This window comes from Nocardia macrotermitis (genome assembly GCF_009604405.1).
In the GTDB taxonomy this organism is placed as follows: domain Bacteria; phylum Actinomycetota; class Actinomycetes; order Mycobacteriales; family Mycobacteriaceae; genus Nocardia; species Nocardia macrotermitis.
In genome coordinates this window covers 227,397-252,744 of record NZ_WEGK01000006.1, presented here as the reverse complement: position 1 = coordinate 252,744, position 25,348 = coordinate 227,397, and the positions used below count along the sequence as shown (strand labels likewise).

The window sequence follows — 25,348 nt, the reverse complement described above, 5'->3', positions numbered from 1 at the left end:
TCGCACGCACTACCTCGTTCGGACGGTGGACGATGCTGCCGATTCGGTTGCCCGCGGCCCGGCCGGGGCCCCGTCGGCCGGTCGCGGGGCTAATGTTGCCCAGGTGTCCGAGAAACTTGTGGTGTGGATGGATTGTGAGATGACCGGCCTGCGGCTGGACAGCGACAAGCTGATCGAGGTGGCCGCGCTGGTCACCGACAGCGATCTCAACGTCCTCGGTGAGGGTGTGGACATCGTCATCCACGCCGACGACGAGGCGCTGGCCGCGATGCCCCCGGTCGTCCAGGAGATGCACGCGCGTTCCGGACTCACCGAGGAGGTGCGCAATTCCACGGTCACCATGGCCGAGGCCGAACAGCGGGTCATGGACTACATCAAGGAGTTCGCGCCGACCCCCGGCACGGTCCCGCTGGCGGGCAACTCCATCGCCACCGACCGCGGTTTCCTGGCCCGCGACATGCCCGCCCTGGACGAACACCTGCACTACCGCATGATCGACGTCAGCTCGATCAAGGAACTGTGCCGCCGCTGGTACCCGCGCATCTACTTCGGCCAGCCCGAGAAGGGCCTGGCCCACCGCGCCCTGGCCGACATCAAGGAATCCATCCGCGAACTCGAGTACTACCGCCGCACCGCCTTCGTCCCCGCCCCCGGCCCCTCCACCGCCGAGATCGCCACCATCGCCGCCCAACTCGGCACCCCCGGCAAAAGCCCAGCGTAACCCACCGATTAGGTCCCGAACCCCGGTACGCGTTAGTATCTACCGCGCCGGTTGTTACCGGCATGGTGGCTGTAGTTCAGCTGGTAGAGCACCAGGTTGTGATCCTGGGTGTCGCGGGTTCGAGTCCCGTCAGCCACCCCAAGCGTGTCGGTATGCAAACCGCCCCCCAAGGGTGGTTTGCATACCGGGACCAGAAGGTTTCCTGTCGCCTGTGCCATCGTCCAGCCAGATACGAAATACCGGAACCAGTCGGTCGACGGCGGTAGTCGTTACCTTGGCTACCAAGTCCTCGATCAACGCCCTCATTTCGTCATGACCCACATATGAATTACATCACATATGTGCGCCATTTCATTATCTCTTATACGCGGCCAACCAGAACGTCCGGATCTTCCGCAACTGGATCACCTCCACGTGTCCGCGGCCAACGTCGGCAACTTCTGGCCGCAGCACGACAACCGGTTGGATCTCATAGGCCACCAAGAGACCGTAGGTTGCCGTTCACCTTCGGTCGCCGAAGTATCCGATCGCGGCGTCGGACCGTTCCTTCAGCTCACCGGGCGTCAAGCCAGCGAACTGCGCCATATAGTTGAGCGCAGGAATCCAACGGTTGGTGAGAAAGTCTCCGAGCCGCGGTCCGAACTCTGCCTTCTTCGCCTCGTCGGCGAGGAATGGCGGCAGGAAACACAAGGCGATCATTTCCAATGATGAGCTGTCCAGGTTCGAGAAGTACAGCCAATACGGGAACCGGGCATCGAGACCCTGGATGTACGCGCGAACCGGTTCCATTTCGGAAAGCTCAACTGAAGTGTCGTTGTAGCCTTCGATGAGTAGCTCAAGGATGCCCATGGCCTTCCTGGCGTGGTCAGGTAAATCGAACAGTGGCTCGAGAACTTTCAGTATCGATTCGACATCGCCTGATTCGATCTGATCCCTGCCGACGACAACTGTAATCCTGTCGGCCGAGTCCAGCGGCGACAGTTCCTCCTGCGGCCTACGGAGAATCTCAGCAATACTCGCCAACGATCCCTGATCGGGCACCAGCCAGCACTTTGGCCCCTGCACCGCGACCGGGGCCTCGTTCCATCCGGCGAGGCTCCACATGTGCATGATAAGCCCGGTGGGCGAGTATCTTTTCCCGTCGGCTTCCCACAGCACCGGCTTACTGCGGTCGATTACCCAGCTCGCACGACCCCGGCGCGGATCCTGTTGTATCCATTCGGATATAGCGGCATCTTCGCGCGGATTCAGCGGACGGTAATGCAACGGAGTGCCCGACTTGAGGTAATTTGCGTCAAGAATAACCGAAACGGCACTCTTGGCCCGAGACTTCGAGACCTTCCTCAGTGTCATAAATTCGGACGACAGCTTGGGGACCTCGTCCTGATCGCGCACATGTATCAACACCTGGCCAGCCAGGAGTCGGCATTTCTCCTCGTCAGTGAACGTCTTCGAAACGAACGACTTGGAGCCGAGCTCCCGGTCATTCTCAACGATCAGCCACTTCAGGAGGGCCCCGACCTGGGCGCCGACCCGATCCAGCACCTGATCCCAATCACTTTCGGGATTTTCCAGCTCATCCGATTCGACAAGACGGAAACCCATGTGCGCCACGAGCAGGTCGCTGTATTCAGCGACTGCCAGTTCGCGCTCGCGCAACCGTTTGGTTTCGGCGGCGAGCCGATCGCGGATGCGCCGATGCAGCTGCACGCAGCGCCAAATCTCAACCGCCGGAGGCTGATTGCCGAACAGCAGCGGATAGGTACCGCCTTTCCCCTGCTCCCACAGCGTGTCCTGGCTGATCTTCGTGCGGATGGCAATCGCCGGATTGGGGTGGGCACAGGCGAGCGCGGTCGCGGCTTCGACGACCGAGCATCCGGAGTCACGGGGTGGATCGGGCTCGCCGCGGTGGTAGACGTAGATGAGATCAAGACTCAGCATGAAGTCGTCCCTGATCCGCGCCTGTGTATCGTCAAGGGCAATAAAGTCTCGTGGCTCGATATGATTCTGAGTGTTCGTACTCTGGGTGATCGTCTTGCCGAGATCCTTCATATCGGCCGGCACCGTGATGACTCGGACCATCACATCGGCCTCAGCCACCTGCTCAGAATTCTCCTGCGCGGCGCGATGGGCAGCCTGAACAGTTTGGGCGCCGTTGACGACCGCCGCGTCCGATAACGTCAGTTCGAGAGGCTCGTCATTACGGAGGCGACTTCCGTAATGCCTGGTCCGTACGGCGTCCGAGCACAGGATAGTGATTCCGTTGTTCTTGGCCCAGAAGCTTTCCGGGTCCTGGGTCAGCGTCTCGATCATGCCTTGATTGACGGAGGTCAGCCCGAGCGCCTTCCGGACGTTGGACTCGAACAACCGATTTCCGTACTCCTCGTACCATTTTGCCAGGCAGTCCACCGAGACGATGCCAAAATAGGAGTCCGGGAGCCCATTCCAGGGTAGCCAGCGGGACATCGGCAATACCAGCTGGACAGGGCTGGGGCTCATGTCGGCACGGACGAACTCCCAGAATTCCGACGCCGATATGACCCGTTTATGGACAAACCGACCATGACTGTTGAAATGATCAGCCGCCTCATCGAATTCGGCTTGAACATCCGGGTGAACATAGCCGTCGCCCATTACCGCAAGAACCAGGGTAACCTGAACCTTCGGGTTCTGGATCAGCGATTTCACTCGACCCGACATGGCGTGGAACCGGGTGTTGAAGCGTGTAAAACTCTGGTCCTCGATCTTCCGGAAACCGTCGACGAGGTCTCGAACATGCGCGGCCTTGATGCCCGCGGTTCCCCTGTCGCTCCACTTCGCCTGGATCAGGTATAGGTCCGGGGTTCCATCGGCGAATGCGATGGCGTCGATGCCGTGGTCTCCGCGGCCGTCGATGACATAGGAGGCTGCGGTGGCGGCGTCGCACCCGACGAGGATCCGAGCCGCCAGCGCCGCGAGACCGCGGGAGACGAAACACTGCTCGGCGACCTGCGGGTCTTTGGTCTCAACGTCCGACATGTCGACGAGGCCATCGGACTCACGATGGATGGCTTTCCGTACATGATCTACCTGCGGCGGTGCGGTGGTCACGATCCCCCTCGTGCGGTCGTCCTGGTCTGGCCGTTACCCGAATGATATCCCGCGTGACGAGCGCGCCTTGGGCGTTCGTCACTGCCAATCTAAGCTTCCTCTACCGGGAGGCGCTCCAGCGCATCCGCCACTTCTGCAGTCAGGTCATCGTCGGTGCTGCGAAGCATTACCAGGTCGCTGTACAGGTCGTTCAAGGTTGTGCGAGCCTCGGCGCTCCGGCCCATGGCGGCCAAGAGGGTGCCGAGCGCCTGGCGGATTTCGAGAACCAGCATGCTGCCGTCACTGTGAACAGCCCGCACGTCGGTGAGTACGGCCTGCATCCCGGACAATGCCTCGGTCCCCGCGCCGAGTTCGAATCGGCATTCGGCTGCGTGCCGCCGACATTGCAGTGCCGATTCGTCGGAGAATCCGGACAGTTTGGCGAACGCCGGGGCCAGCGCATCGAATTCCGGTTGGGCTTTGCGGAATTCGCCGCCGGCCAGATTCGCGAGAGCGACATCGAATCGGAGGTCGAGCACCGGTCGGCTATCGACGCCATGCACCTGCACTGCGGCTTCGATGACGCTGCTCAGACGGTCCGCCGCCTGCACGCAGCGGCCTTGGTCGATGAGTTCGAGGTACTCCTTCTGGAGCTGCTCGATTCGCTCGTTGAGCACTGCGGCGTCGATCGGCACCGTTGCGGGTGTCGCGCCGGGGAATCGAACGGCGGGCGTCACGCGGTCTGGTCGCAGTGGGGCGTTCGGCTGTCGGAAAATCCGTGTGGGGTCGGGGCGTTCCGGTAGATATCCGTCGCTCGGCGGCATCGGGCTGCCGGGCGGAGGCAACAGCGGAAACAACCGTTCGTACACGGTGGCGGCGTCAACCGGACGTTGTTCGGGCTCCTTTGCCAGAAGCTCCATGACCAGCTCGTCGAGTTCGTCCGGAACATCGGCACGGATATTTCGCGGCGGGGTCGGCGGGGTGAACGCATGGTCGTGCAGGACCTTCGCGTCGATCCCATCGAATAGCGCGTAGCCGCTGAGCATTTCATACACGATGCAGCCGAGTGCGTACAGATCGGCGCGTGGGGTGGGCCGAGCGCCGGCGCCCTGTTCTGGTGCCATGTATTGGCAGGTGCCGACCCACCCACCGAGTTTGGTCAGCCGGGGTGTGCCCGGGGTCAGCAAAGCCGCGATTCCGAAGTCGATGATCTTCACCGTGCCGTCCGGTGTCACCAGGATGTTGTCCGGCTTGAGATCGCGGTGCACGACCGGCACGGCATGGGCGTACGACAGTGCGGTGGCAATTTGGGCGGCGACCGATGCCACCCAGGCGACGGGTAACGGAGCGTGCGGATCTATGTATTCCCGCAGCGTGGTGGCCCCCTCGACCAGCTCCATCACGAGGTAGACCTGCGTGAGATCGGCCTTCAGCAGTGCGTCGTAGACCTGGGGCACCCCGTGGTGCAGGATCTGTGCGGTAATCCGTGCTTCCCGCCGGAACCGTTCGGCGATTTCGGCAGCCTCGCTACCGGTCGGCTGTTCTGGCAGCCGGATCATTTTGACGGCGATCGGCCGGTCGAGCACCGTGTCGTAGCCCCGCCAGACCGCACCCATCCCACCCGATCCGATCTCCTCGATCAGGTCGTAGCGTTCGCCGATATCCGGTGGCCGCACCGCGTCCCCCTTGCCCTTCCCGCTTCCGGTCCGGCTTGAAGTATCGCGTACATGCCCGGATACGTGCCACCGGAAGGGGCGATTACAGTTCCGGCAGCCCGTGCCGTCGGCGAATCAACCGATATGCCGCGGTGCGCGCCTGTCGGTCCAGGTCCTTGCGGAACTGCTGGTCGGGGTGGAAGTAGCGCTTGCCGAGATCGGTCTGGGTGTTGAAATGCTTGACGATCTTGTCCTTGAACACCTTGTCGAAGACGATGCCGAAATCTTCCTTGTTGTTGGAGAGGGCGGCGTCCTCCACCGCGGGTTCATCGACCGCTTCGTAGAACTGGGCGGCGACGTCACCTTCGGCGAAGTTTGTGCCGTGCTGTTCGTTGAATCGGTCGACCAATGCCGACAGCAGCGACTTCTCGGGATCCTTGGCGGCGCCGGCGTCATCGCTGAAACCAGGCAATTCCTGCGCACCATCCGGGGAAAGGCTGAGGTTGTATTCGCCGGTCTTGTCCAGCCGGAGGTGGCTCAGGTCGATATCGCCGAGGTCGACGCCGCCGTCGGCGCGGCGCGGCAACCTATTGAGCAGATGCCGACCGTACAAGTAGAGCTGCTCCAGGTCAGGGTCCTGGTAAGGCACGATCTGGGCGAGGAAGGCGTATTTGCGCACGTAGTCGGTCAGGGCGCCGCGGAAGGTCTCGGCGACCTCGGCTTCGTGCTCGTCGTCGCTTTCCAGCAGTTCCCGGAACCGTTGGACGGCGGGCTCGAGGTGCCGGTACAGCTCGGCGTGCAGTTGCGCCCACTTGGCAGGCGACCCGGCGGCCGCTTGTTCTGCATCCAGATACGCGGCCGCGAACTCCTGCATTTCCTGATCAACCAGGATGGGCGCGGACCGCACCCGGTCCTGCGCGGTGTAGAGCAGGTTGGGGTCGGTGGCGAGGGTAAAGGCGTCCTCGTAGTAGGGGACGAAGGCTTCGCGGATCTTCTCGGCGTCGTTGACGAAGTCGAGCACCACCAGGTCGCCCTGTGTTTTGCCGTCCCGGGTTCGGTTGAGCCGGGACAGGGTCTGCACGGCGGCGATGCCGTCCAGCGTCTTGTTCACGTACATGGAGGTGAGCAGCGGCTCGTCGAAGCCGGTCTGGTACTTCTCGGCGACGACCAGGATCCGGTATTCCGGCTGACCGTTACCACCGGACCTAGTGGCGCGATCGTCGGCCCGGGTGTACGCGAATGCTTTGGGCAGCGCGGACTCCTTGAGGCCACCGTTCTCCTTGACCTCGCTGGTCTCCACACCATCGATTTCGATGGAACCGGAGAATGCCACCAGCACACCGAGATCCGGGAACCTCTTGCCGTAGCCGGTCTCGGCGATATATTGCCGGATGGCCCGGCACATGTCGACGGCGCTGCGCCGTGATCCTGTGACCACCATGGCTTTCGCGCGCCCGCCGATCCGGCCGTGGGTATGGGCGACGAAGTGTTCGACGATTTCGCGAGCGTGCGCGGCCACCGATGACGAGTGCATGGTCGCGGTCTGCCCAAGCAGGTTGCTGCCCTTGCCTTCTGGCACCTCCACGTCATCGGCATTGTTGTTCACCAGCCGGTAGTAGGCCTTGAAGGTGACGTAGTTGCGCAGCGGGTCGAGAATGAATCCTTCCTCGATCGCCTGGCGCATCGAATACGTGTGGAACGCACGGTATTTCCGTTTCTCCGGGGTGCTGTCCGGGTCGGGAGTGCCGAAGTTCTCCAGTGTCTTGGCCTTCGGGGTGGCCGTGAACGCGAAATAGGAGATGTTGTCCGCCCTGCCCCGGGCGGCGGCCTTGGCTCGCAGGCGATCGTCGACGGTGATCTCGGTGGCTCCGATATCGTCGTCGTCGGCATCCAGACCGAGGTCCCGTAGCGCGGTCTTCACATCCGCCGCGGCGTCTCCGGATTGTGAGGAGTGCGCCTCGTCGACGATGATCGCGTACCGCCCCTCCGCCAGTGCGATCTGTTCGCGGCGCAGATAGTCCAGCAGCGCCGGGAAGGTGTGCAGGGTGACGGTGATGATCTTGCCGGAGGCGGAGTTGAGGGCCTTGGCGAGCTGCGGCGACTTGGCGCCATGTTTGTCGTCGATCGGGACCAGCAGGCCCTGGACCTGTTCGAATCCGCCAACAGTGTCGCGGAGCTGGGAGTCCAGGTTGCGGCGGTCCGTGATGATGATGATCTTGTCGAAGACCGGTATGCCGGGCTTCAATCCCGCGGCACGAGCCTCGGGGTCGAGCTGTTCGAGCTGCGCGGTGTGCAGGTCGCTGAGCCGGTGCGCCAGCCAGCCGATGGTATTCGACTTCCCAGAACCCGCGGACGCCATCACTAGATAGTTGTGTCCGGCGCCGTGGGTGGCGGCGTGCGCGGTCAGCTTCTTCACCACATCCCACTGGTGATAACGCGGGAAAATGGTGGAGCGCACCGCCTTTCCACCCGGGCCCTTGCGCTCGGCGGTGTGTACGAACCGCTCCAGCAGGTCCAACCAGGCGTCACGCTGCCATACCCGCTCCCACAGGTAGGCTGTGGCGTGCTTGCCGGGCTCGCTGGCCGGCGGGTTGCCCTTGCCCCCCTTTTCACCCGGGCCTTCCGATCCCGTATTGAACGGCAGGAACACCGTTTTCGCACCGCGCAGCTGGGTGGTGACGAACACCAGATTCGGATCGACGGCGAAGTTGGCGATCACCCGGTGCTTGAAGATCAGCTCGGTCGGATCCCGGTCCTCCCGGTACTGCTTCTTCGCGCGTTCCACGTCCTGCCGTGTCAGCGGGTTCTTCAGCTCGGCGGTGGCGACCGGAATCCCGTTGAGCAGCAGTGTCAGATCCAGTCGCGGCCGGGAAGCGGTCGGCTTGGTGGTGCACAGCAGCTCCCGCACCACGGTCAGCCGATTGGCTCGATACCGTTCCATCACCTCCTCGGAACCGACCAGGTTCGGCTTGAAGTAGGCGAGCCGGATCAGCGTCCCCTGATCCTTCACTCCCTTCCGCAACACCGTGATCAGTCCCTTACTGGCCAACTCCTGTCCGAGCCGCCTCGAGAACCCCCGCTGCGCCTCACCCTGACCGCCGTACGCGGCGACCAGTTCTTCCCACTCCTGCTGTTGCGTCCTCCCAAGGAATTCCAGCAGCTCGCCCATATCCAGCCCGAGTTGGGTGTTGTACTCGTGCGGATTCCCCTCCCGCCAGCCGCCGTCTTCCACCATCGAGGTAACGATGGCCTCTCGGAACGTGTTCTCGTCGTAGATCGACATGGATGTTAAACCCCCTGGGTTAGATTTCGCCCGGAGGCGGTGGTGACATCGAATTGACCGGTCACGGCGGCGGTGATGAGCGCCTGCCGGCGCTCGGCAAGGAGAGCGAGTTGGCGGTCGATTGCCGATTTTAAACGACTAATCTCCTCGCGTCCCCGAATCATGCGGCGGACAAAGTCTTGCTGTTTGGTGAGCCCTACCTGCGGAATAGGCCAGGCCTTGACCTCCTCGAACCGAATGTTCGCCATTGACTGAGATGCACCGTTCGACGAAGCTCCACACAAGGCTCGAATTCGGCTGCCAGCGGCGACCTCGGCAACGAATTTTGGATCAAGGCCGCTATCAAGACGAACTCGGAAGATCTTGTCTGAGAGCAGGAGCCCAGGACGCACGTCGCCTACGACTGCCGTCGACCCGACGAGCAGTGGGGTGTTGGCACGGGTAATCAGAAGGTCACCCTTCTTGACCTCGCTAGTCGCATCGACGACCAGATCGTCAGGAATCCGTTTATTCTGGGTCGGATCGAAGACCCCGGGACGCAAACAGCTGACCTTAAGAATCCCCCACTCTCCGATCTCCGCAGGTATCGCGTCACACTGTGGGCTTGAGCCTTGATCAACCGACCGCACATAACGGCGAAGTTCTACCGGTGGCGCAGAATTCAACAGCTCGTCGATCGCCAGATCCCTCAGAGCCGACTCACGTTCTGAAAGCACAGAAAACGCGCTGATCTGCAGGCGGCAGAGACGGTCGATTCGGGAGGTCTCGACGTCGAGGAAGTCGGCGATGCGGCGCTGCTCCTCCAGCGGAGGGAGTTCTACAGCAATGTCGCCAAGATCGTCGGCATTAATCCTCGGCGTCCGAACCGCTCCACTCTCCGTGTTGCCGATACCCCGCAGTCGGGAAACCATCTCTCCGACGAACCAGCTTGAGCGAAACAGATGATGCAGGTATCGAGCATCCACATCAGCATCCGGGCGAAGCACTATATAGTCAGGGCTGACAATTCCATGCATAGGACTGATTCCAATGGCTCCCTGGAACGCGCGCATTCGGTTCAGAACAATGTCACCGATATTGCACAACTTATAGCTGCTCAGATCTTCAGCACGAGGGAGATCATTGGTCAGCGATTCCCGTGGAACAACCCCGTGGTGAATTGAGACTGCCAATAGCGGAGGCTGATCCGATCCCGCACGTCTATCGATCAATTGATACAGATACTTTGCCCGCATCAGCGTCACCGCGTCACCTCCCCCAACAGCTCCTGAATCTCCGCCTCCAACGCCTTCAACTCCGCGTCGATCTCCGCCAATGGCCGGGGTGGCGTGTACACGTAGAAGTGCCGGGTGAACGGGATCTCGTACCCCACTTTGGTTTTCGCGTGATCGATCCAGGCGTCGGGGACGTGCGGTAGGACTTCGCGAGTCAGGTACTCGTTCACGTCTTCGGCGAGCGGAACGTTCTCGTAGTCACGCAGCTCCGGGTCGGGTTCGGGGGCGCCCTTGATCAGCTGCACTTCGCCGTCCGAGTCGCGGAAGCCGACGGCGTCGCGGAAGATCTTCGCGAACGGGGTTCCGCTGGGCCAGGTTTCGCCGGTGGCGACGACCGCGTCGCGCAGGGCGCTGATGGCGTCGGCCTTCGCCTTCCAGGTCTGGCCGATCAGCGGGGCGAGCAGGCGGGTGAATGCATCGGAATCGCCGTATAGTTTGCGGACCGGCGCCGAGCCCGCCAGTTTGTCCAGGCCCTCTGCGGTCAGTTCGAACCGCAGCTTCAGGGGGCGTTCGACGGTGATGCGCCGGTAACCGAAGTCGTCGTTGGCGAAGATCTTCACCTTGCCGTGCAACGGGTGCGCCGGATCTGCCGCGATCGCGGTCGCGTCGCCGTACAGGCGGGTGATCTCCTCGATCTGACTCTCGCTGATCTGCTTGCGCTTGTCGCCCAGCGATTTTCGCATCTTCACCCAGTAGTCGCGGGCATCCAGCAGCAACACCTTGCCCTCGTGTTCGGGCGACTTGCGGTTGGTCAGGATCCAGAAGTACGTGGAGATGCCGGTGTTGTAGAACAGCTGATCCGGTAGCGCGACAACGGCTTCCAGCCAGTCGTTCTCGATGATCCAGCGGCGGATGTTCGACTCGCCGGACTCGGCGGCGCCGGTGAACAGCGGGGAGCCGTTGAAGACGATCGCGATCCGGCTACCGCCATCGGATACCGGGCGCATTTTCGAGATCATGTGCTGCAGGAACAGGAGCGACCCGTCGTTGATGCGCGGCAGGCCGGCGCCGTACCGGCCGGAGTCACCCAGATGCTCGGCCTCCCATTCGACGTCGTCCTTGATCTTCTTCCATTCCACACCGAATGGCGGGTTGGAGAGCATGTAGTGGAACTTCTGGCCCTTGTGCCCGTCGTCGTCCCCGAGAGAGTTGGCGAGCACGATGTTGTCGGCGTCCTCGCCCTTGATCATCAAGTCGGACTTGCAGATCGCGTAAGACTCCGGATTCAGCTCCTGTCCGTTCAACTCGACTGTCGCCTTGGGATTCAGTGCGGTGATATGTGCCTCGGCGGAGGTGAGCATGCCGCCCGTACCGCAGGCCGGATCGAGGATGCGCCGCACTTTGCCCGCCTGTGACAGCAGGTCCGCGTCCGGTGCGATCAGCAGATTCACCATCAGTTCGATGACCTCACGGGGTGTGAAGTGCTCACCTGCGGTCTCGTTCGACTGTTCCGAGAAACGCCGGATCAGATCCTCGAAGATGTAGCCCATCTGATGGTTCGATACCACCTCCGGCCGCATATCGAGGTCAGCGAACCTTGATAACACCTGATAGAGCAACCCGGCCGCGTCGAGCTTGCGGATCTGCTGGGTGAATTCGTACTTCTCGAGTACCTCGAACGCGTTCGCGGAGAACGCTTTTACGTACGCCTCCAGATTCGCCCGGGCCTGCTTGGCGTCGTCGGCGATCTTCTTCAATGTCAGATCGGTGGTGTTGTAGAACCTCGCCTCGGCGGCCTGACACAGCAACTCGCGCTTGTCGACGTTGAGATCTTTCAGCGCCGCGTTGCGCGCCACCACCGCGTCCCGCGTCGGGGCCAGCACACATTCGAGCCGCCGCAGCACCGTGAACGGCAGAATAACCTTGCCGTAATCGGACTGCTTGTAGTCGCCGCGCAGCAGGTCGGCGACCTTCCATGCATGGTTGGCCAGCTCGCTGTGTTTGCCGGTGTTCACGCATTACCTCCTCGAAAGTTGTTGTCGTTCGTGTCGTCGGCGGCCGGGACCAGTACGCCGGCGGTCAGGCCGCCGGTAAGCAGGTCGGTGGCCTTGCGGACCTCCGCCGTCACCCGTGCCGAGGCCAGGTGAACCTCATAAATCCGGCGATAGGCCGCGCCGCACCGTCGCTGTTGCGCCATGGCCAGCAACGGTATTCGAGTTCGGAGCCGGTCGCCGCGAATCCAACTGGTGGTTCCGGTGGGCAATCCGTCACCCTCGGCGACGAAGGCGGCAAGGAACCACGGATCCGTCCGGTCCGGCACGGCTCTGAGAATGGCAACGCCACGGCCCGGGAGCGCCCCAACATCGTCGGGCCCCGCGACCTTGAGGCGCAGGTCCGTATGTGTGCTGCTTTTCGGTAGCGGCGCCAGCAGGATGTCGTCGGGTTGCACAATCAGCTGACTGTCTGGGTTATCGAGCCGTACAGTGCCGGACGGGCCGGTGCCGCGCGCAATGTCGCGGTGCTCGATCGTGCGCCACACAGCATGGTCACCGCCGGAGTCCACCCCGGTTGTTCCCGGCGGGAACCAGTGCAGCGCACCACCATTGACCAGTTCCAGGACAGTAGCGGTCCGCCAGTCCGTGACCGCCGGTTCGAACGTGTCGACTGCCGTCACCGCGGCGGCCAGCTCTGCCACCGTCGATTCGAGATCGGACAGCGCGGCCGTCGCTTCACCCGCCATCGTCTCCGGATCCAGCGATGAACTCATCCAGGCCGACGGTGCCAGGTTCACCGTGTCGTCGAGCAGTCCGATCACATCCACCTCGGCGACCAGCCCCGGCACGGCGATCGGCCGCGACCGTGGCCGCAGGAAGCTTCGCCATGCGGTCGTGATGGTCTCTTCGACCGTAGGCCAATCCACGGCCCCGTCGGCCCCGAGCGACTCCGTATCGATGAACAGCACCGTGTGCCCGGGCCGGGTCGAGGGATCAGGCCCTTGTAGCACCCATAGATGCAGGCTGAACGCCCACGGTTGCGCAACCCGCTGCGGTAACGCGATAACGGCGCGCACCGCGCCGGCCCGCAACAGTGCGCTCCGAATGCGCCTGCCTGTGGGACGTGATGCCGCACCGGGTGACAGCAACAGCACCGCGTAGCCGCCGATCCGGGCGTGAACCAGTGATTGCAGCGCCCACGCCAGTTCCGCTTCGCTCTTGGGGGGAATTCCGTACGCCAAGCGGGGATCCCCGAGCGCGAGGTCGTCCTCGCTCGGGGCCGCCCCGGAGCCGGGCGGATCACACAGCACCACGTCGAAGCCCTTGCCGGCGAAGGCATCCGCGAGCAAGCTGTCGCCGACCTCGATCTCCGGTTGTTTCTCAATTTCGGCGCCGATCAGCAGTCGGGCCCGCGTGGCCTGCACAGCAAGCACGTCCTGACCGAATAAGCCGGTCGCCCCTTCCCTGGCTGCAGCCAGCAACAGGTAGCCGCTACCGCAGGCCGGATCCAGCACCGTGTCGATGGGCGTACCCGCTGCGGCCAGGGTCACCATCAATTCCGCTACGGGCTCCGCGGTCGCGTAGGTGCCGGGTTCGGTGAGGGCCGACTCGGTCAGCACGTCGGCCACGGCCGCAAGCCCTTCCGATGGCACGATCGCACGCGCAGCCTTCAGAATCCGGGACACGGCATCGCTCGCCTGATCGGGCGACGTGGAACCGGCCGGGTGTACCAGCAGCTTCGCAACCTCCACGGACTCGTCGGCTGTGAGCGATGACCGGACCGCTGTACGCAGACGGCTCAGCGGTGACTCGGAAATATCGGTGCCCCGCGACGACAACCACGACTGCACCTCGTTCCGGTCGAACACGGGCCGGGCTTCGGTGCCGCCCACAGGCTGCGGAAAGTCCTCGTGTCGACGACGCCAATTGCTCACCGTTGCGCGGGTCACGCCTGCCAGCTTGGAGATCTCTGTGGCCGTCATGGGTGGAACCAGTTTCACCATGTCACCCCTCTCGTGTACAAAGACCATCCTTGACTACTGGCACGTAAACGTCAAGTTCTAGATTTACGCTTGTGAATATTTTCAGTACATGCCATGCTCAAGTTGTCACTACAGCGACAAGCGAGCGATGCGGTGACCACCATGAAGGCCGCATCCCATACGCACGGCCGCAGCCGGTCAGAGAAGAAGCCTCTGACTCACCCCTCAGGAGAAGCCGATGACCCCCACCACCGCCGACCGGAGCCATACACGCTGGACGACGCTGCACCGTCTGATCGAACCCGTCGACGGCACCGTCGACCCGCGGATCTTCCTGCGCGAGAGATACCGCCAGGACTCCGATTATCAAATCCGGGAGTTCGACAACGACGGCCTGAGCGGCGTGCTCGCGCACGGCGGGACGCCGGTTGACCGCGCCGACTGGTGTAGCGCCCCCGAACGCCTGACCGGGCTGCCGATCATGGAGCCGACCCGGCTCACCGGAGGCGTGGTGCTCACCCGGACCGCGCACGGCCTCTATGCCCTCACCTACGGGCTCGGCCACCACATGCTCGACACCGCCTATCGCGACGACGATTTCGGCCTGACATTCGCGGTCCGCGCGCTCGATCCGGGCGCTATCACGGTGATCCGCAACGAGATCATGGATCGCCGTGGTCGTGTCGACGAATACACGATGGCTCGGGGAAGCGACATCGACGGATTCGGGGTCGACCGGTTCAGCTCGCTGGTGCGCCGGATCTGCGGTACCACCGACCTGGCGCTCAGCGCTCGGACCGGCACGAAATGCCGGGTACGGGTGGAATGCTCGGGATCGTCGATCAAGCTTCCGCTGGCCACCTCACCGCAGGAGTTCCTGTCGGATCTGGAGCAGATCGAAAAGGTCTGTGCGCGTGAGGATCCGCTGGGCGATCTCACATTCATCGAGCGAATCCGCGCGCTGCACAAGCGTAGTCCTGCCGCACTGGCGGCCGATGCCGCCCTCGAGAAGCTCCTGGCCGGCGATGACCGCGATCGACTCACCATCGGCATTCCGGACTCGGTGCTGGACGAATTCGGTGCCGCACAGCGGTTTCGGCTGGCCCTCGGACGTCGGAGTCTCGACGTTGAGGAACTGGATCTGCCTTCCTTGCTGGCCTTCGTGCAAGGCAAGCCGACGGGGCGGCGCCTGGAATACCTGCGCCGCCTGGAGATCGTCATGTATACCGACGACAACGAGGGCTCCGCACTCGAGACCGACACCCACGGAACCGATTGGCTCGTCGCGGAAGTCGACACCGCCGATGGGAGCCGATACTTCTACCGCCAGGGACGCTGGCACGAGATCGGCGCCGGATACCTCGCCACACTGCGTGAACTACTGGAAGCGTTGCTGGCCAAGATCGCCCGCGTCGCGGTGCCGGCGTGGACGAAGACCGAGGACGACGACCACGTCCACGACGAGGGCTGGTTCAACAGGGAAGTGGCCAAGAAACCCGGATACCAATTGTTCGACAAGAAGACCGTGGTCACCGCGAAGTATCGGGGCGGCGGCCTGGAGATCTGCGACGTTCTCGGCCCCGACGGCGAGCTGATCTGCGTCAAGAAGGCCGCCTCCACTGCCGCACTCAACCATCTGTTCGCCCAGGCCGTCGTAGCCGTGACGACCTTGCGTCTCGACAAGGAAGTACGGACCCGATTCCTGGACCAGGTGCGCCTGAATACACCCGACCACCCGATGCTCAGCGACATGGGCACCCTGAAGGTCGTGTTCGCGATCCTGCTCAAGGACGGGATCGATATCACCGTCGATTCGCTCTTCGCATTCGCCCAGATCTCGCTCGTCAAGGCGCTGCGCGAGCTGACCGCTTGCAACGCGGACGTGACGGTCCTGCCGATCCGCCGCAGCTGATGTGATGTCTGTATCGATAGGCTGACCCGAACGCCACGGTCAACGAAGGCGCAGTTCCCTCGGCCTTCGGCTGGGCCGTTGGGTCGAAGGCCAGCATCGGCTCGATGGGTTCCGGCACATCAGCGAGGTCCGGGATTGCTATGTCGGCGTCGGTCAGCCAGAGGAGTGCTCGATCCCTGGGCCTAGACGACATGGCTGCGTCGTATCGTCTTGATTCGACGAAGGCGGCACAGCGCGAGGGACTGAGGAAGGTTCACATGACCGATGCTGTTCAGCGGCGGGAGCAGATCCTCGACGGGCTGGATCCGGAGCAACGCGCGGCGGTCTTGGCGCCACCTGGGCCCGTGTGCATCCTGGCAGGTGCCGGTACTGGAAAGACGCGAACAATAACCCGCAGGATTGCATATCTGGCTGTGACCAGGCAGGTTGGTCCGACTGAGGTCCTGGCGGTGACCCACTCGAATCAGGCGGCGGGCGAGCTGCGGGATCGCATCCGGTCGCTGGGAGTGTCCGTGCAGGCTCGAACTTTCCACAGCGCGGCGATGGCCCAGTTGCGCCACTTTTGGGTGAAAACCGGTCTGCCCGGAGATCAACTGAGGATGATCCATGATGTCTCCGGTGGTCAGCGCGAACTCCTTCGCACTGCGTTGAGGGCTGTGGCGCCATCCGCCGGGTCTACGGATGTCCGTGACCTCGAGGCCGAAGTCGAATGGGCTCGGACGTGCCGCATCATCCCATCCGGGTACGCGGCGGCCGCAGAAAAGGCCGGGCGGCGGCGAAACCTGCCCCCCGATGCACTAGCAGCCGCGTTTGAGCGGTATGGACACCTGAAACGATCCAATGGTGTGCTGGATTTCAGCGACACGATCGAGCAGTGCGCGCTTCTCCTCGAACAGAACGATGACGTGGCACAGCAGGTTCGACAGCGGTATCGATGCTTCGTGGTGGACGAGTATCAGGACACCGATCCCGCGCAAGAGCGGCTGCTGACCGCGTGGCTCGGGCCTGGGGACAACGTAACTGTCGTCGGTGACCCCAACCAGGCGATCTACTCGTTCAAGGGAGCCGACCCTTCCTTGCTCGTCGGGTTTGCCGACCGCCATCCCGGCACGGTGAGTGTTTCGCTGAACCGGGACTACCGGTCCACACCGCAGATTGTGGGCACCGCCAACCGGCTCATGGCACAGGCTTCGGCTGACGTAACGCTCCGGGGACAGCGTCCAGCCGGTCCCGAGCCGGTCTGGCACACCTTCGATACTGAGGCAGCCGAAGCGACCGCGCTTGCGGAACGGGTCAACGAACTTATCGCCGAAGGCGTGACAGCATCCGAGATCGCTGTCCTGGTCCGGACAAATACCCAAGTTTTGTCCTACCGGACCGCGCTGCAGGATGCGGGAGTTGTCACCGAGGCCTTCAACGACGACAAGTTCTTCGAACGACCAGAAATCCGCAAGGCGATGGGCGCACTGGCCGATCTCGCTGGACGATCGCCGCAAACTGTCGGTTCGGCCGGGCTGCGTACGGTTCTCGACGGCACGGTTTTGATCCCGGCGTTCCGCCGATCGGAGTGGGTGCCGCGCGGGCACAGTGGGACGCGTTGGGAGCGCTGTTGCGGCTCGTCGATGGGTTGCCGGACGACGTGCGCGGAACGGTGGGAGTTCTCGTTGCGGAACTACAACGCCGGGCGGACGCCGAGCACACTCCGCGCGGCAGCGGCGGAGTCGTGCTGGCCACCATGCACAAAGTGAAAGGCCTGGAATGGGACGCCGTTCTGCTTCCGGGGCTCACGGAAGGCTTCTTGCCGATCGTTCATGCAACTTTGCCCGAAGAGATCGAGGAGGAACGCCGCCTGCTCTACGTCGCCCTGACCCGGGCCAGGGAGCAGCTGGAACTCTCCTGTGCCTCACACAGCGACAAGGGGCACAACAACGAACCTTCCCGGTTCCTGAACCAGATCGTTCCACGCAAGAATCTTTCGACGACCGCAATGGCGCGGACGCGAAGTGCGTACTCGATCGGTGACCGGGTGCTCAGCACGGCCTTCGGCATGGGCAGGGTGACCGAGGTCGGCACGACCGAGATGAAGGTCGATTTCGGTGGTTCCTACGGCGTCAAGACGTGGAGCCTCGCCGATCGGGACCTGAGCAAGTTATAGTCGCCTACGAGACCTGGTCCGGAAGTGGCGCCCCGCGGGGGCCGCCACGGCACTATCGGTGATCGTTGCCTGCACCCTGCCGTTCGCGGGCCTGGGCCTGCTCGGCGGCAGGATCGCCGACTACGTCGGACGCAAACGCGTGCTGCTGATCGGCCTCATCGGATTCTCCGCCGTGGACGGCGCGGCGATCGATACCCCGTGGCCGGACAGCCCAACTGATACGGGATAAGGCGGGCTGTCCCACACCGAAGACCGGTATCGGACAGCCCGCCTACCGCACCACCGCCCCAACCGCCCGGATCATGATCTGCTGCCCGTCGACCAGGATTTCGCGGTTCGTATGCTGGGACGTCGGGGACCCCGCCCCGAATGCGCGAACCGCTCCGGTTCGCGCCTTCGCCGTTACTGCCACGCGCGCAACAGCTCTTCCGGCCCCCAACTAGCCGCAAGCGGCAGACCGCCATCCACCCCGGACCGCGAGACCGCCACCAACGCGATGTCGTGCTGTGTGCCGGGGACGGCAAGTACGGCGCGTGCGAGGCTGTCGTAGTCGTGGCGGTCGAATGGCCGATCCTCGAGCCATTTGATCGATCCGACGAAATGCACCGACCCCGCGACAGGTTGGCGGTCGGCGCCGATCAGGTCGAGTTCGGGGTTGTTCTGCCGATTCCACCAGCCACCCACCGCCTCGACCTCCGGCCAGTGGGCATCGGGTAGCAAACGCAGCACCGAATCCCGGATCACCGGTTCCACCGCGCGACCGCGCCAGGTTGTCCACGAGCGTTCGATCCGCTCCAGCGCCAGATCACCCCGGCCCCGTTCGATGAGCGGAATTCCACGCTCGAGAAAGGCCAGCCAGAACCGGAGGTACGAGTCGGCGATGCGGTATCGCTTGTTCTTGTTGTCGGGCTTCGTGGACAACGGCACATCCGCGGCCACGATTCGCTTGGCCTGCAACGTATTCAGCAGCGGCGTCAGCGTCCCGGCCGATAGCGCGCCGGTGCTGCCCGCAGCGGCGGCGATCGCACCGTAGGTGCGTTCACCACTGCCGATCGCTTGCAGCACGGCCCGGGAACGTGACGTCTCGGGGAATTCGCCGAGCATCGAAAGCTCGCCCGCGACCAGCAGCGGCGACAACGGATTCGCCGTGGCGTCACTCAGAAAATCCTTCCGACTCATGCCGGGACGCCAGGACTGAACGATCTCCGGAAAACCGCCGGTGATCAGCAGCGCGTCCATCGACTCGGCCGCGGACAGGCCGGTCATGGCCTGCACATCCGCCAGATGCAGTGGCTGGACGGTCATCTTCGTGGCCCGCCCGAAGAAGGGTCGACCGTGCGACTGCAACGCCTCCATCACCGAGATGTCGCTACCCACCAACACCAGCAGCACCGGCTTGGCCGACAGGTACCGATCCCACACCGTCTGGAGCGCGCCTTCGAATTCGGAGTCCTGTTCCACCAGCCAAGGCACCTCGTCGACCACGACGATGCTCGCGGCATCGTCCGGTAACGCGACGGCCAATGTCCGCAGTGCCTGACTCCAATCTGCAGCCGATATTCCCGCGACGAGTTCCGCGCCCCGCAATGGCGAATGCGCAAGAGCAGCAACGAAATCCGCTCGTTCCGCAGCAGAGTTACGCCCCCACGTCGCCTGGAAGACGAGGTATGGAAGACCGGAGCGATCACAGAGCTCCTGCACCAGACGCGACTTGCCCACCCGCCGCCGACCGGTCACGATCACCGCACGCCCGCGCGTCGCACCGGCCGCATCCGTCACCAGGTTCAACTGCCTCCCCAACAGGTCGAGATCCGCCGCACGCCCTGTGAATTCCACTCGGCCACCCACCTTCAACAGAGATTAGATAGATCGCATCTTACATAGATCCAATCTATGTAAGATCAGATCTATGTGACTTGAATCACCCATTCGGCAACCGCTCCGCATACCGCCGATGCAGCCGATCGGTGAATCCGTAGCGCGTTCGCGTTTCTCGACAGCTCAGCGCCAGGCGGCGAGGAGATCGTCCGGGGTGAAGCCGGTGACGCCCGGGACGCTGATGCCCGCTCTGGAAACGACCAGCATCCGGGTGTCGTCGTCCGCACCGGGCAGCCGTGAGCGGTGCATGTACAGGCGGGTGAGGTCGTGGCTGTCGAACTGGCGCTTCTCGAGCCATTTGATCGAACCGACCGCGGTGATCTTCTTCGCGATGGGGTCTCGGTCCGCGCAAACGATGTCGATTTCCGGATCGTTGGCGCGGGTCCAGTAGCCGCCGATGGCGTTGGTGTTGTCGGGGAGCAGTTCGGGTAGTCGCCGAAGTGATTCGCGGACAATGGATTCCACCGCGCGACCACGCCAGGAGGTCCAGCCGCGCTCGATGCGTGCGAGCGTGAGATCGCCACGCCCTCTTTCGATTTCGGGCAGGTAGGGGCCGAGGAAGGCGAGCCAGAACCGGAGGTGGGGATCGGCGACGATGTAGCGGGTCTCGCGGGAGGGCTGTGTCGACAGCGGGGTCAGCGCCTCGACGATGCGCTTGTCGGTCAGCAATCGCAGTGCCCGGCCGAGGCTGGCCGCCGAGAGATCCGCCGCTCTGCCGATCAGGGCGTGCGAGCGTTCTCCCGCCCCGATCGCGCCCAGCACCCGCCGGGCCTGCGCGTCTTCGGGGAATTCCGCGGCCAGTGCGCGTTCGCCGCTGATCAGCAGGGCCGAGGTCGGATCCGCGACCACGTCGGCCAGATATTCCGCCGGTGTGGCGGCATGCGGCCATTCGTCCAGAATCAGCGGCAGACCACCGGATACCAGAAAGGCGTCGAACGCCTCGGCGGCGGGCAGCCCCAACATCTCCGCGACCGCAGCGGGATTCAGCGGCGGAACGACCATTTCGCTCGCGCGCTGATGGAACGGCCGGCCGTACGCGTTGAGGGCTTCCATCATCGCCAGGTCCGACCCGATACACAGCAGCAGCACCGGCTTGCGCGACAACTCCCGATCGAACACCTTCTGCAGACTGCCCTCGAAACCCGGATCGTTGCCGATCAGATAGGGCATCTCGTCGATGACGACGACGCTGGGCCGGTCCTCGGGCAACGCCGACGCGAGCAACGTCAGTGCCGCATTCCAGTCCCTCGGGTGCTGCCCGGCGAACCGATCCGCCCCCGGCAACGACGAGGCCTCGCCGGACTCCACGAACAACCGCAGATCCAGTGCGGCCGATCGTTGCGCCGAGGCGGTGAAGTAGAGAAATGGCAGGTCGGAGCGTTCCACGAACTCCTCGGCGAGACGCGATTTGCCGACTCGCCGACGCCCTCGCATCAGTATCGCGCGGCCCGGTCGACCCGCTCGGCCGCCCGCCACGACCCGTTGAACCGACCGTTGCAGCAATTCGAGTTCACGCTCTCGGCCGATGAAGCCGTCCACGTGACCCACCCCTCCGCGTCAATACGATCAATCTTGATACTATTAATCGCAATACTATCAAATTTGGATGCATTGCCACTGCGTCTGGACCGTCCGACAGGGACTCCACCCAGACCGGACGCGATCCATACGACTCGAGTCACTGCGCAAGCGAGCTACTCGGCGCTGCCGACAATGCCGCATGTCGACAGGTCCCGAGCGCGCTTGATCTGATCGCAGGCCGAACGTGTGCGGCTGCCACACCTTTTCGGCCCGGTGTTCTGGGCCGGGCTGCTGCTGGTGATCGTCGACACGACGGCAGAGACGCAACCGGCGGAGACGCGACCAGCGGAGACGCGACCAGCGGAGACGCGACCAGCGGAGACGCAACCGGCGGAGACGCAACCGGCAGAGACGCAACCAGCGGAGGCGCGACCAGCGGAGGCGCGACCGGTCGACGTAGCGGTCGGCAGGCTCTGATCCAATCGGATGCATGCAGCTTCACGTTCAACCACTCGCGAACCCATGCCGGATGCCTCGCGAGTGCCGGACGCGTCGCGGATGCCGGACGCGTCGCGAGTGCCGGACGCGTCGCGAGTGCCGGACGCGTCGCGGGTGTCGATCGCGGACGAGTTCCTGTCGGCGACAACGAATTCGCTCGAGCGGCGGCGGCAACCCGGGTGGACGGGCGCGGAGTTCGGTCGGGGTCGGTGGCCCGGGACGGCAATCGAGTGGCGCGGCTATCCGATCACGTTGCTACACCGGACATTTCGCGCATATTCCCGGGTATTCCGAACCGGTCAGGTGACAAGTTCCACGGGGGGCGGCTGGTTGGTCGGGATCGGCACGGGCGCAGGGGTTCTTTCGTATGCTGGGTGGTAGCTATCGGAGGGGTGACGGTGCTGGGCCTGGATGGGTCGGCGATGGAGGAAGGTCCTCGTGGATGAACGGGTGCGAGGTTGCCGACACGGTGCGGGACTGGTCGGCGGCGCTGATCGAATGTGGTGGTGCGTCGGGTGATATTCGGCGGTCGACCGCGCGGTGGCTGGCCGAGTTGGAGGCCGCGTTGTCGGCCGAGGCGTTCGATCCGGCGACCGCGTACCGCATCGGGGGCGAGATGGTGCGGGCCAATCTGACCAGCCCCGGCATGATGGGGCCGACCGCCGCGGCGCTGGCCAGCCTGCTGGAGCGGTCGCCGCGATCGGATCGGGCACAGCGGTTCGGCGCGCTGCTGGGTGAGCTGGGCCGCGGGTACGCCACCGAGCTGTCCAGGGTGCACGCCCGCAGTCAGGAGGCCGCCGACCAGCGGTTTCGGGTGGTATTCGACAATGCCGCGGTCGCGATCGCGCTCTACGACAGCAACGGCATCACGCTCGAGGCCAATCCGACGACGGCCCGGATGGTCGGGATGAACCAGCAGGACCTGCCGGGGGTGGACGGCCTGGACCTGATGCATCCCGACGACCGCGAGGGACTCCGTCAGGTGGTCGTCGACCTGTACCAGCGCAAACAGGGCACCGTCCGTTTCGAGGGGCGTTTCCGCCGACCCGACGGCACCGTCTGCTGGGGTGCCTGGACGATGACGCTGGTGCGCGGCGCTGGCGGCGGCGACCTGCGCCTGCTGGCCGTCGGGGAGGACATCACCGAGCGACGGGCCATCCAGGAGAAACTGGCGTGGCAGGCCCGGCACGATCCGCTGACCGGGCTGGCGAACCGGCACTGCCTGCTCGAACGGTTGGAGGCGATCGTCTCGGCGGCCGACTCCACCGACCGGATCGGTCTGTGCTTCCTGGATCTCGACGAGTTCAAACTCATCAACGACCGCTACGGCCACCGCACCGGAGACAGCGTGCTGGCCGAGATCGGGCACCGCCTCGACGCGGCCCTGACCTCGTCGCGAGTGACGCTGGCCCGCATCGGCGGCGACGAATTCGTCGCGCTGCTCGCACCGCCCTGCGACGACGACGCCGCCCACGCCGCCGCCGAGACCATGCTCGCGACGCTGCGGGACCCGATTCCGGTCGGACTCGGCGATCCACTGTCGCTGTCGGGCAGTATCGGCGCGGTGGTCACCTCGGTGATCGGCGCGAATGCCGAGAAGCTGCTGGACGACGCCGATACCGGGCTGTACCACGCGAAGGCCGCCGGGCGCGGTCGGTGGGTGCTGCACCACAGCGACCCGGCCAGCAGTTGAGATCCGCGGTGATCCGGGATTCGCCGGAAATCATGATGTCGCCGTTCGGAGTTCAGCGATGCCGGGATTCGCCGGAGCACGAAACCCACCGGAGCACAGGACCCACCGGAGCACGGAACTCATCCAAGCCGAGTGTCGCCGGAGCGCGAAAGTCGCCAAAGCATGAGACGCCGGAAACCCGTTGTCCCCCAAGTAAGTCGAAACGGTCTACGAGCCGCGGCGGGGAGGTTTGGCCGGGTTGGCGGTTCATCGGTAGATTTGACGTTCGATACCCGGGGCGGGAGCGTGCCGTCCGACACCACGAGATTCCGGGGAGTTCATGCGACAGGCCAGTGAAGTCGAGTTGCCCGCTCGGATCTCCTACGCGGAGTTCGGTGAACGGTTCGTCGCGCATGCGGTGACCCCGGCACGGATCGACGCGGCCGTGTCCGGTCTGGCGGGGCCGTTCGAGCTGGGGCCGTTCGCGGTCGGGCCCGGCAAGCTCGCGCGCGTCACCGTGCGGGGCGATAGCGGTGCCCCGACGATCGCCCGCGCGGGCTCGGAAGTCGTTTTCGCCGTACGCATTCCGGTGCGACTGGAGCTGACGGTCACGCTCGGCGGGCGGGAACTGAAGCTCGCCGCGGCGGTCGATATCGATCTGACTCTGCACGCGCGCACCGCCGATCCGCTGCTGGTGGTCATCGATATTCCGCCGATCACCAAGCGCGCGGTCAGCCCGCCGGTCATCCGGGCCGAGGCCGTCGACGCCGAGGCGCGGGTACTGCTCGAACCGACGGCGAAGATGATCCGCAAAGAGGTCGCCGACCGGCTCAACGCCATGCTGTCCGAACCGGAGGCGCGGCGGGCGCGGATATTCGACGTCGAGGCGATCTCGGCGGGCGAGGTCGCCGCACCCGGGGATCTCGCGCGGTTCGACTGGATCGACTACGCGGAGTTCGGACGTCGTTTCCTGCCGCGCATGGTGACGCCGGCGCGGGTGCGCGCGGTGGCCGAGAGCCTGTCTGGGCGGGTCATCGACGTCGAATCGCAGCGTGCCGGACCGCGCGACGCGGCCGAGGTGACCGCACGCGGCGTCATCCGCCTACCCCGGGTGACCGAGCGCACCGGCGCGGACACGGTCACATTCGACATGGTCGTCCCCGTCACCCTGGATGTGGTCGTGGACGTGCGCAAATCCGATCACTATCACGCCGAGGTCGAGATTCCGCTGGTCCTGGTGACGCGCACGGCCGCGCCGCTGCTCATCGTGATCGATGTGGAGCAGCCGGACGCCTCGCAGATCGACGTCCGGTTGCAGGCCGACGGATTGCGGGCGCGCACGATCGGCGTGCTCGGCAGTATGCGTCGGCGGATCGCGGCGCAGGTGTCGGCGGCGGTGAGCAGGCACCTGGCCGATCCGTCGCTACGCACCGTGGACGTCGCGGCCCGGCTGGAGGCGACGCGGCTGCACGAGTCGGGCGACTCCCGCTAGCCCGGATTCACCTCGATCGACAACTCCTCCATCAGGTGATCGGCCAGTTCGGTGGTCGTCGGGTAGTCGAAGACCAATCCCGGCGGCAGCGGCTGTCCGAGCACCGCGCCGAGGCTGTTCTGCAACTCGACCGCGCCCATGGAATCCAGGCCCAGATCCTCGAACGGATAGTCCGGGTCGATATCGTCCGGACCCGCGAAGCCGAGCACGACAGCGGCTTTCGTGCGGATGATCGTGATCAGCTCGGTGCGTTGTTCGGCCGGGGACAGGGTGCCGATACTCGGGCGGACGGGTTCGCGGTC

At 64.3% G+C, this 25,348-nt stretch carries 15 protein-coding genes, 1 tRNA gene and 1 pseudogene; 8 read left to right on the top strand and 9 right to left on the bottom strand.

Going from position 1 to position 25,348, the window contains the following annotated elements; genetic code table 11:
* Nucleotides 1-103: 103 nt before the first annotated feature.
* Together orn and NRB20_RS16430 are read left to right on the top strand one after the other, a co-directional pair.
* Entirely contained in the window at nucleotides 104-721 is a 618-nt protein-coding gene (gene orn, locus NRB20_RS16435; protein WP_319944998.1) for an oligoribonuclease, read from the top strand.
* Nucleotides 722-786: 65 nt separating this feature from the next.
* A tRNA-His gene (locus NRB20_RS16430) sits at nucleotides 787-862 on the top strand.
* A 360-nt stretch (nucleotides 863-1,222) separates the two neighbouring features.
* On the opposite strand, the gene NRB20_RS16425 is transcribed toward NRB20_RS16430, so the two are convergent.
* The 6 genes from NRB20_RS16425 to NRB20_RS16400 form a co-directional block, all read right to left on the bottom strand.
* Nucleotides 1,223-3,811: an AIPR family protein gene (locus tag NRB20_RS16425; protein WP_153410997.1), complete on the bottom strand. Its 2,589-nt coding sequence runs from the start codon at nucleotides 3,809-3,811 to the stop codon at nucleotides 1,223-1,225.
* Nucleotides 3,812-3,900: 89 nt separating this feature from the next.
* The gene (locus NRB20_RS16420; protein WP_319944997.1) at nucleotides 3,901-5,466 is read right to left on the bottom strand and encodes a serine/threonine-protein kinase; all 1,566 of its coding nucleotides are present in this window, start codon (nucleotides 5,464-5,466) and stop codon (nucleotides 3,901-3,903) included.
* 82 nt (nucleotides 5,467-5,548) lie between these two features.
* A complete protein-coding gene (locus NRB20_RS16415) occupies nucleotides 5,549-8,728 on the bottom strand; it encodes a type I restriction endonuclease subunit R (RefSeq protein ID WP_153410996.1) in 3,180 nt (1,059 codons plus the stop codon).
* A gap of 5 nt (nucleotides 8,729-8,733) precedes the next feature.
* Nucleotides 8,734-9,963 (bottom strand): restriction endonuclease subunit S, encoded by a 1,230-nt coding sequence (locus NRB20_RS16410; protein WP_227833602.1) that lies wholly within the window; start codon nucleotides 9,961-9,963, stop codon nucleotides 8,734-8,736.
* Nucleotides 9,964-9,968: 5 nt separating this feature from the next.
* A complete protein-coding gene (locus NRB20_RS16405; RefSeq protein ID WP_319944996.1) occupies nucleotides 9,969-11,957 on the bottom strand; it encodes a type I restriction-modification system subunit M in 1,989 nt (662 codons plus the stop codon).
* Complete coding sequence (locus NRB20_RS16400) at nucleotides 11,954-13,918, bottom strand: N-6 DNA methylase (protein ID WP_194289886.1); 1,965 nt, start codon at nucleotides 13,916-13,918, stop codon at nucleotides 11,954-11,956. The genes NRB20_RS16405 and NRB20_RS16400 overlap by 4 nt, the downstream gene beginning before the upstream one ends.
* 238 nt (nucleotides 13,919-14,156) lie before the next feature.
* On the opposite strand from NRB20_RS16400, the gene NRB20_RS16395 reads away from it, so the two are divergent.
* The 4 genes from NRB20_RS16395 (at nucleotide 14,157) to NRB20_RS16380 (ending at nucleotide 18,214) form a co-directional block, all read left to right on the top strand.
* Nucleotides 14,157-15,830, top strand: coding sequence for a DUF6119 family protein (locus tag NRB20_RS16395; protein ID WP_153410993.1), 1,674 nt, complete (start codon nucleotides 14,157-14,159; stop codon nucleotides 15,828-15,830).
* A gap of 257 nt (nucleotides 15,831-16,087) precedes the next feature.
* Nucleotides 16,088-17,578, top strand: a complete 1,491-nt coding sequence (locus NRB20_RS16390; RefSeq protein ID WP_194289885.1) for an ATP-dependent helicase — start codon at nucleotides 16,088-16,090, stop codon at nucleotides 17,576-17,578.
* On the top strand, nucleotides 17,554-17,985 hold the full coding sequence (locus NRB20_RS16385; RefSeq protein ID WP_153410991.1) for a 3'-5' exonuclease: 432 nt from the start codon (nucleotides 17,554-17,556) through the stop codon (nucleotides 17,983-17,985). The genes NRB20_RS16390 and NRB20_RS16385 overlap by 25 nt, the downstream gene beginning before the upstream one ends.
* Nucleotides 17,986-18,043: 58 nt before the next feature.
* Nucleotides 18,044-18,214 carry a hypothetical protein gene (locus NRB20_RS16380; protein ID WP_153410990.1) on the top strand — a complete coding sequence of 57 codons (171 nt, stop codon included), beginning with the start codon at nucleotides 18,044-18,046 and terminating at the stop codon, nucleotides 18,212-18,214.
* Between the two features lie 173 nt (nucleotides 18,215-18,387).
* Here NRB20_RS16380 and NRB20_RS16375 read toward each other — a convergent pair whose 3' ends face one another.
* On the bottom strand, nucleotides 18,388-19,821 hold the full coding sequence (locus tag NRB20_RS16375) for an ATP-binding protein (protein WP_319944995.1): 1,434 nt from the start codon (nucleotides 19,819-19,821) through the stop codon (nucleotides 18,388-18,390).
* Nucleotides 19,822-19,986: 165 nt separating this feature from the next.
* Nucleotides 19,987-21,249, bottom strand: coding sequence for an ATP-binding protein (locus NRB20_RS16370; RefSeq protein WP_319944994.1), 1,263 nt, complete (start codon nucleotides 21,247-21,249; stop codon nucleotides 19,987-19,989).
* A 1,075-nt stretch (nucleotides 21,250-22,324) separates the two neighbouring features.
* Here NRB20_RS16370 and NRB20_RS16365 point away from each other — a divergent pair.
* Entirely contained in the window at nucleotides 22,325-23,575 is a 1,251-nt protein-coding gene (locus NRB20_RS16365) for a sensor domain-containing diguanylate cyclase (RefSeq protein WP_194289884.1), read from the top strand.
* Between the two features lie 319 nt (nucleotides 23,576-23,894).
* Nucleotides 23,895-25,046, top strand: coding sequence for a hypothetical protein (locus NRB20_RS16360; protein ID WP_153410987.1), 1,152 nt, complete (start codon nucleotides 23,895-23,897; stop codon nucleotides 25,044-25,046).
* Here NRB20_RS16360 and NRB20_RS39600 read toward each other — a convergent pair.
* Nucleotides 25,043-25,264: pseudogene (locus NRB20_RS39600) on the bottom strand (acyl carrier protein); the annotation flags it as partial. The gene NRB20_RS16360 and the pseudogene NRB20_RS39600 overlap by 4 nt on opposite strands.
* Nucleotides 25,265-25,348 lie beyond the last annotated feature (84 nt).

Bases quoted from the DNA above. Each gene is read 5' to 3' on its own strand.
- NRB20_RS16415 (WP_153410996.1), bottom strand. From the start codon at position 8,728: ATGTCGATCTACGACGAGAACACGTTCCGAGAGGCCATCGTTACCTCG.
- NRB20_RS16410 (WP_227833602.1), bottom strand. From the start codon at position 9,963: ATGCGGGCAAAGTATCTGTATCAATTGATCGATAGACGTGCGGGATCG.
- NRB20_RS16400 (WP_194289886.1), bottom strand. From the start codon at position 13,918: ATGACGGCCACAGAGATCTCCAAGCTGGCAGGCGTGACCCGCGCAACG.
- NRB20_RS16395 (WP_153410993.1), top strand. From the start codon at position 14,157: ATGACCCCCACCACCGCCGACCGGAGCCATACACGCTGGACGACGCTG.
- NRB20_RS16390 (WP_194289885.1), top strand. From the start codon at position 16,088: ATGACCGATGCTGTTCAGCGGCGGGAGCAGATCCTCGACGGGCTGGAT.
- NRB20_RS16365 (WP_194289884.1), top strand. From the start codon at position 22,325: ATGAACGGGTGCGAGGTTGCCGACACGGTGCGGGACTGGTCGGCGGCG.
- NRB20_RS16360 (WP_153410987.1), top strand. From the start codon at position 23,895: ATGCGACAGGCCAGTGAAGTCGAGTTGCCCGCTCGGATCTCCTACGCG.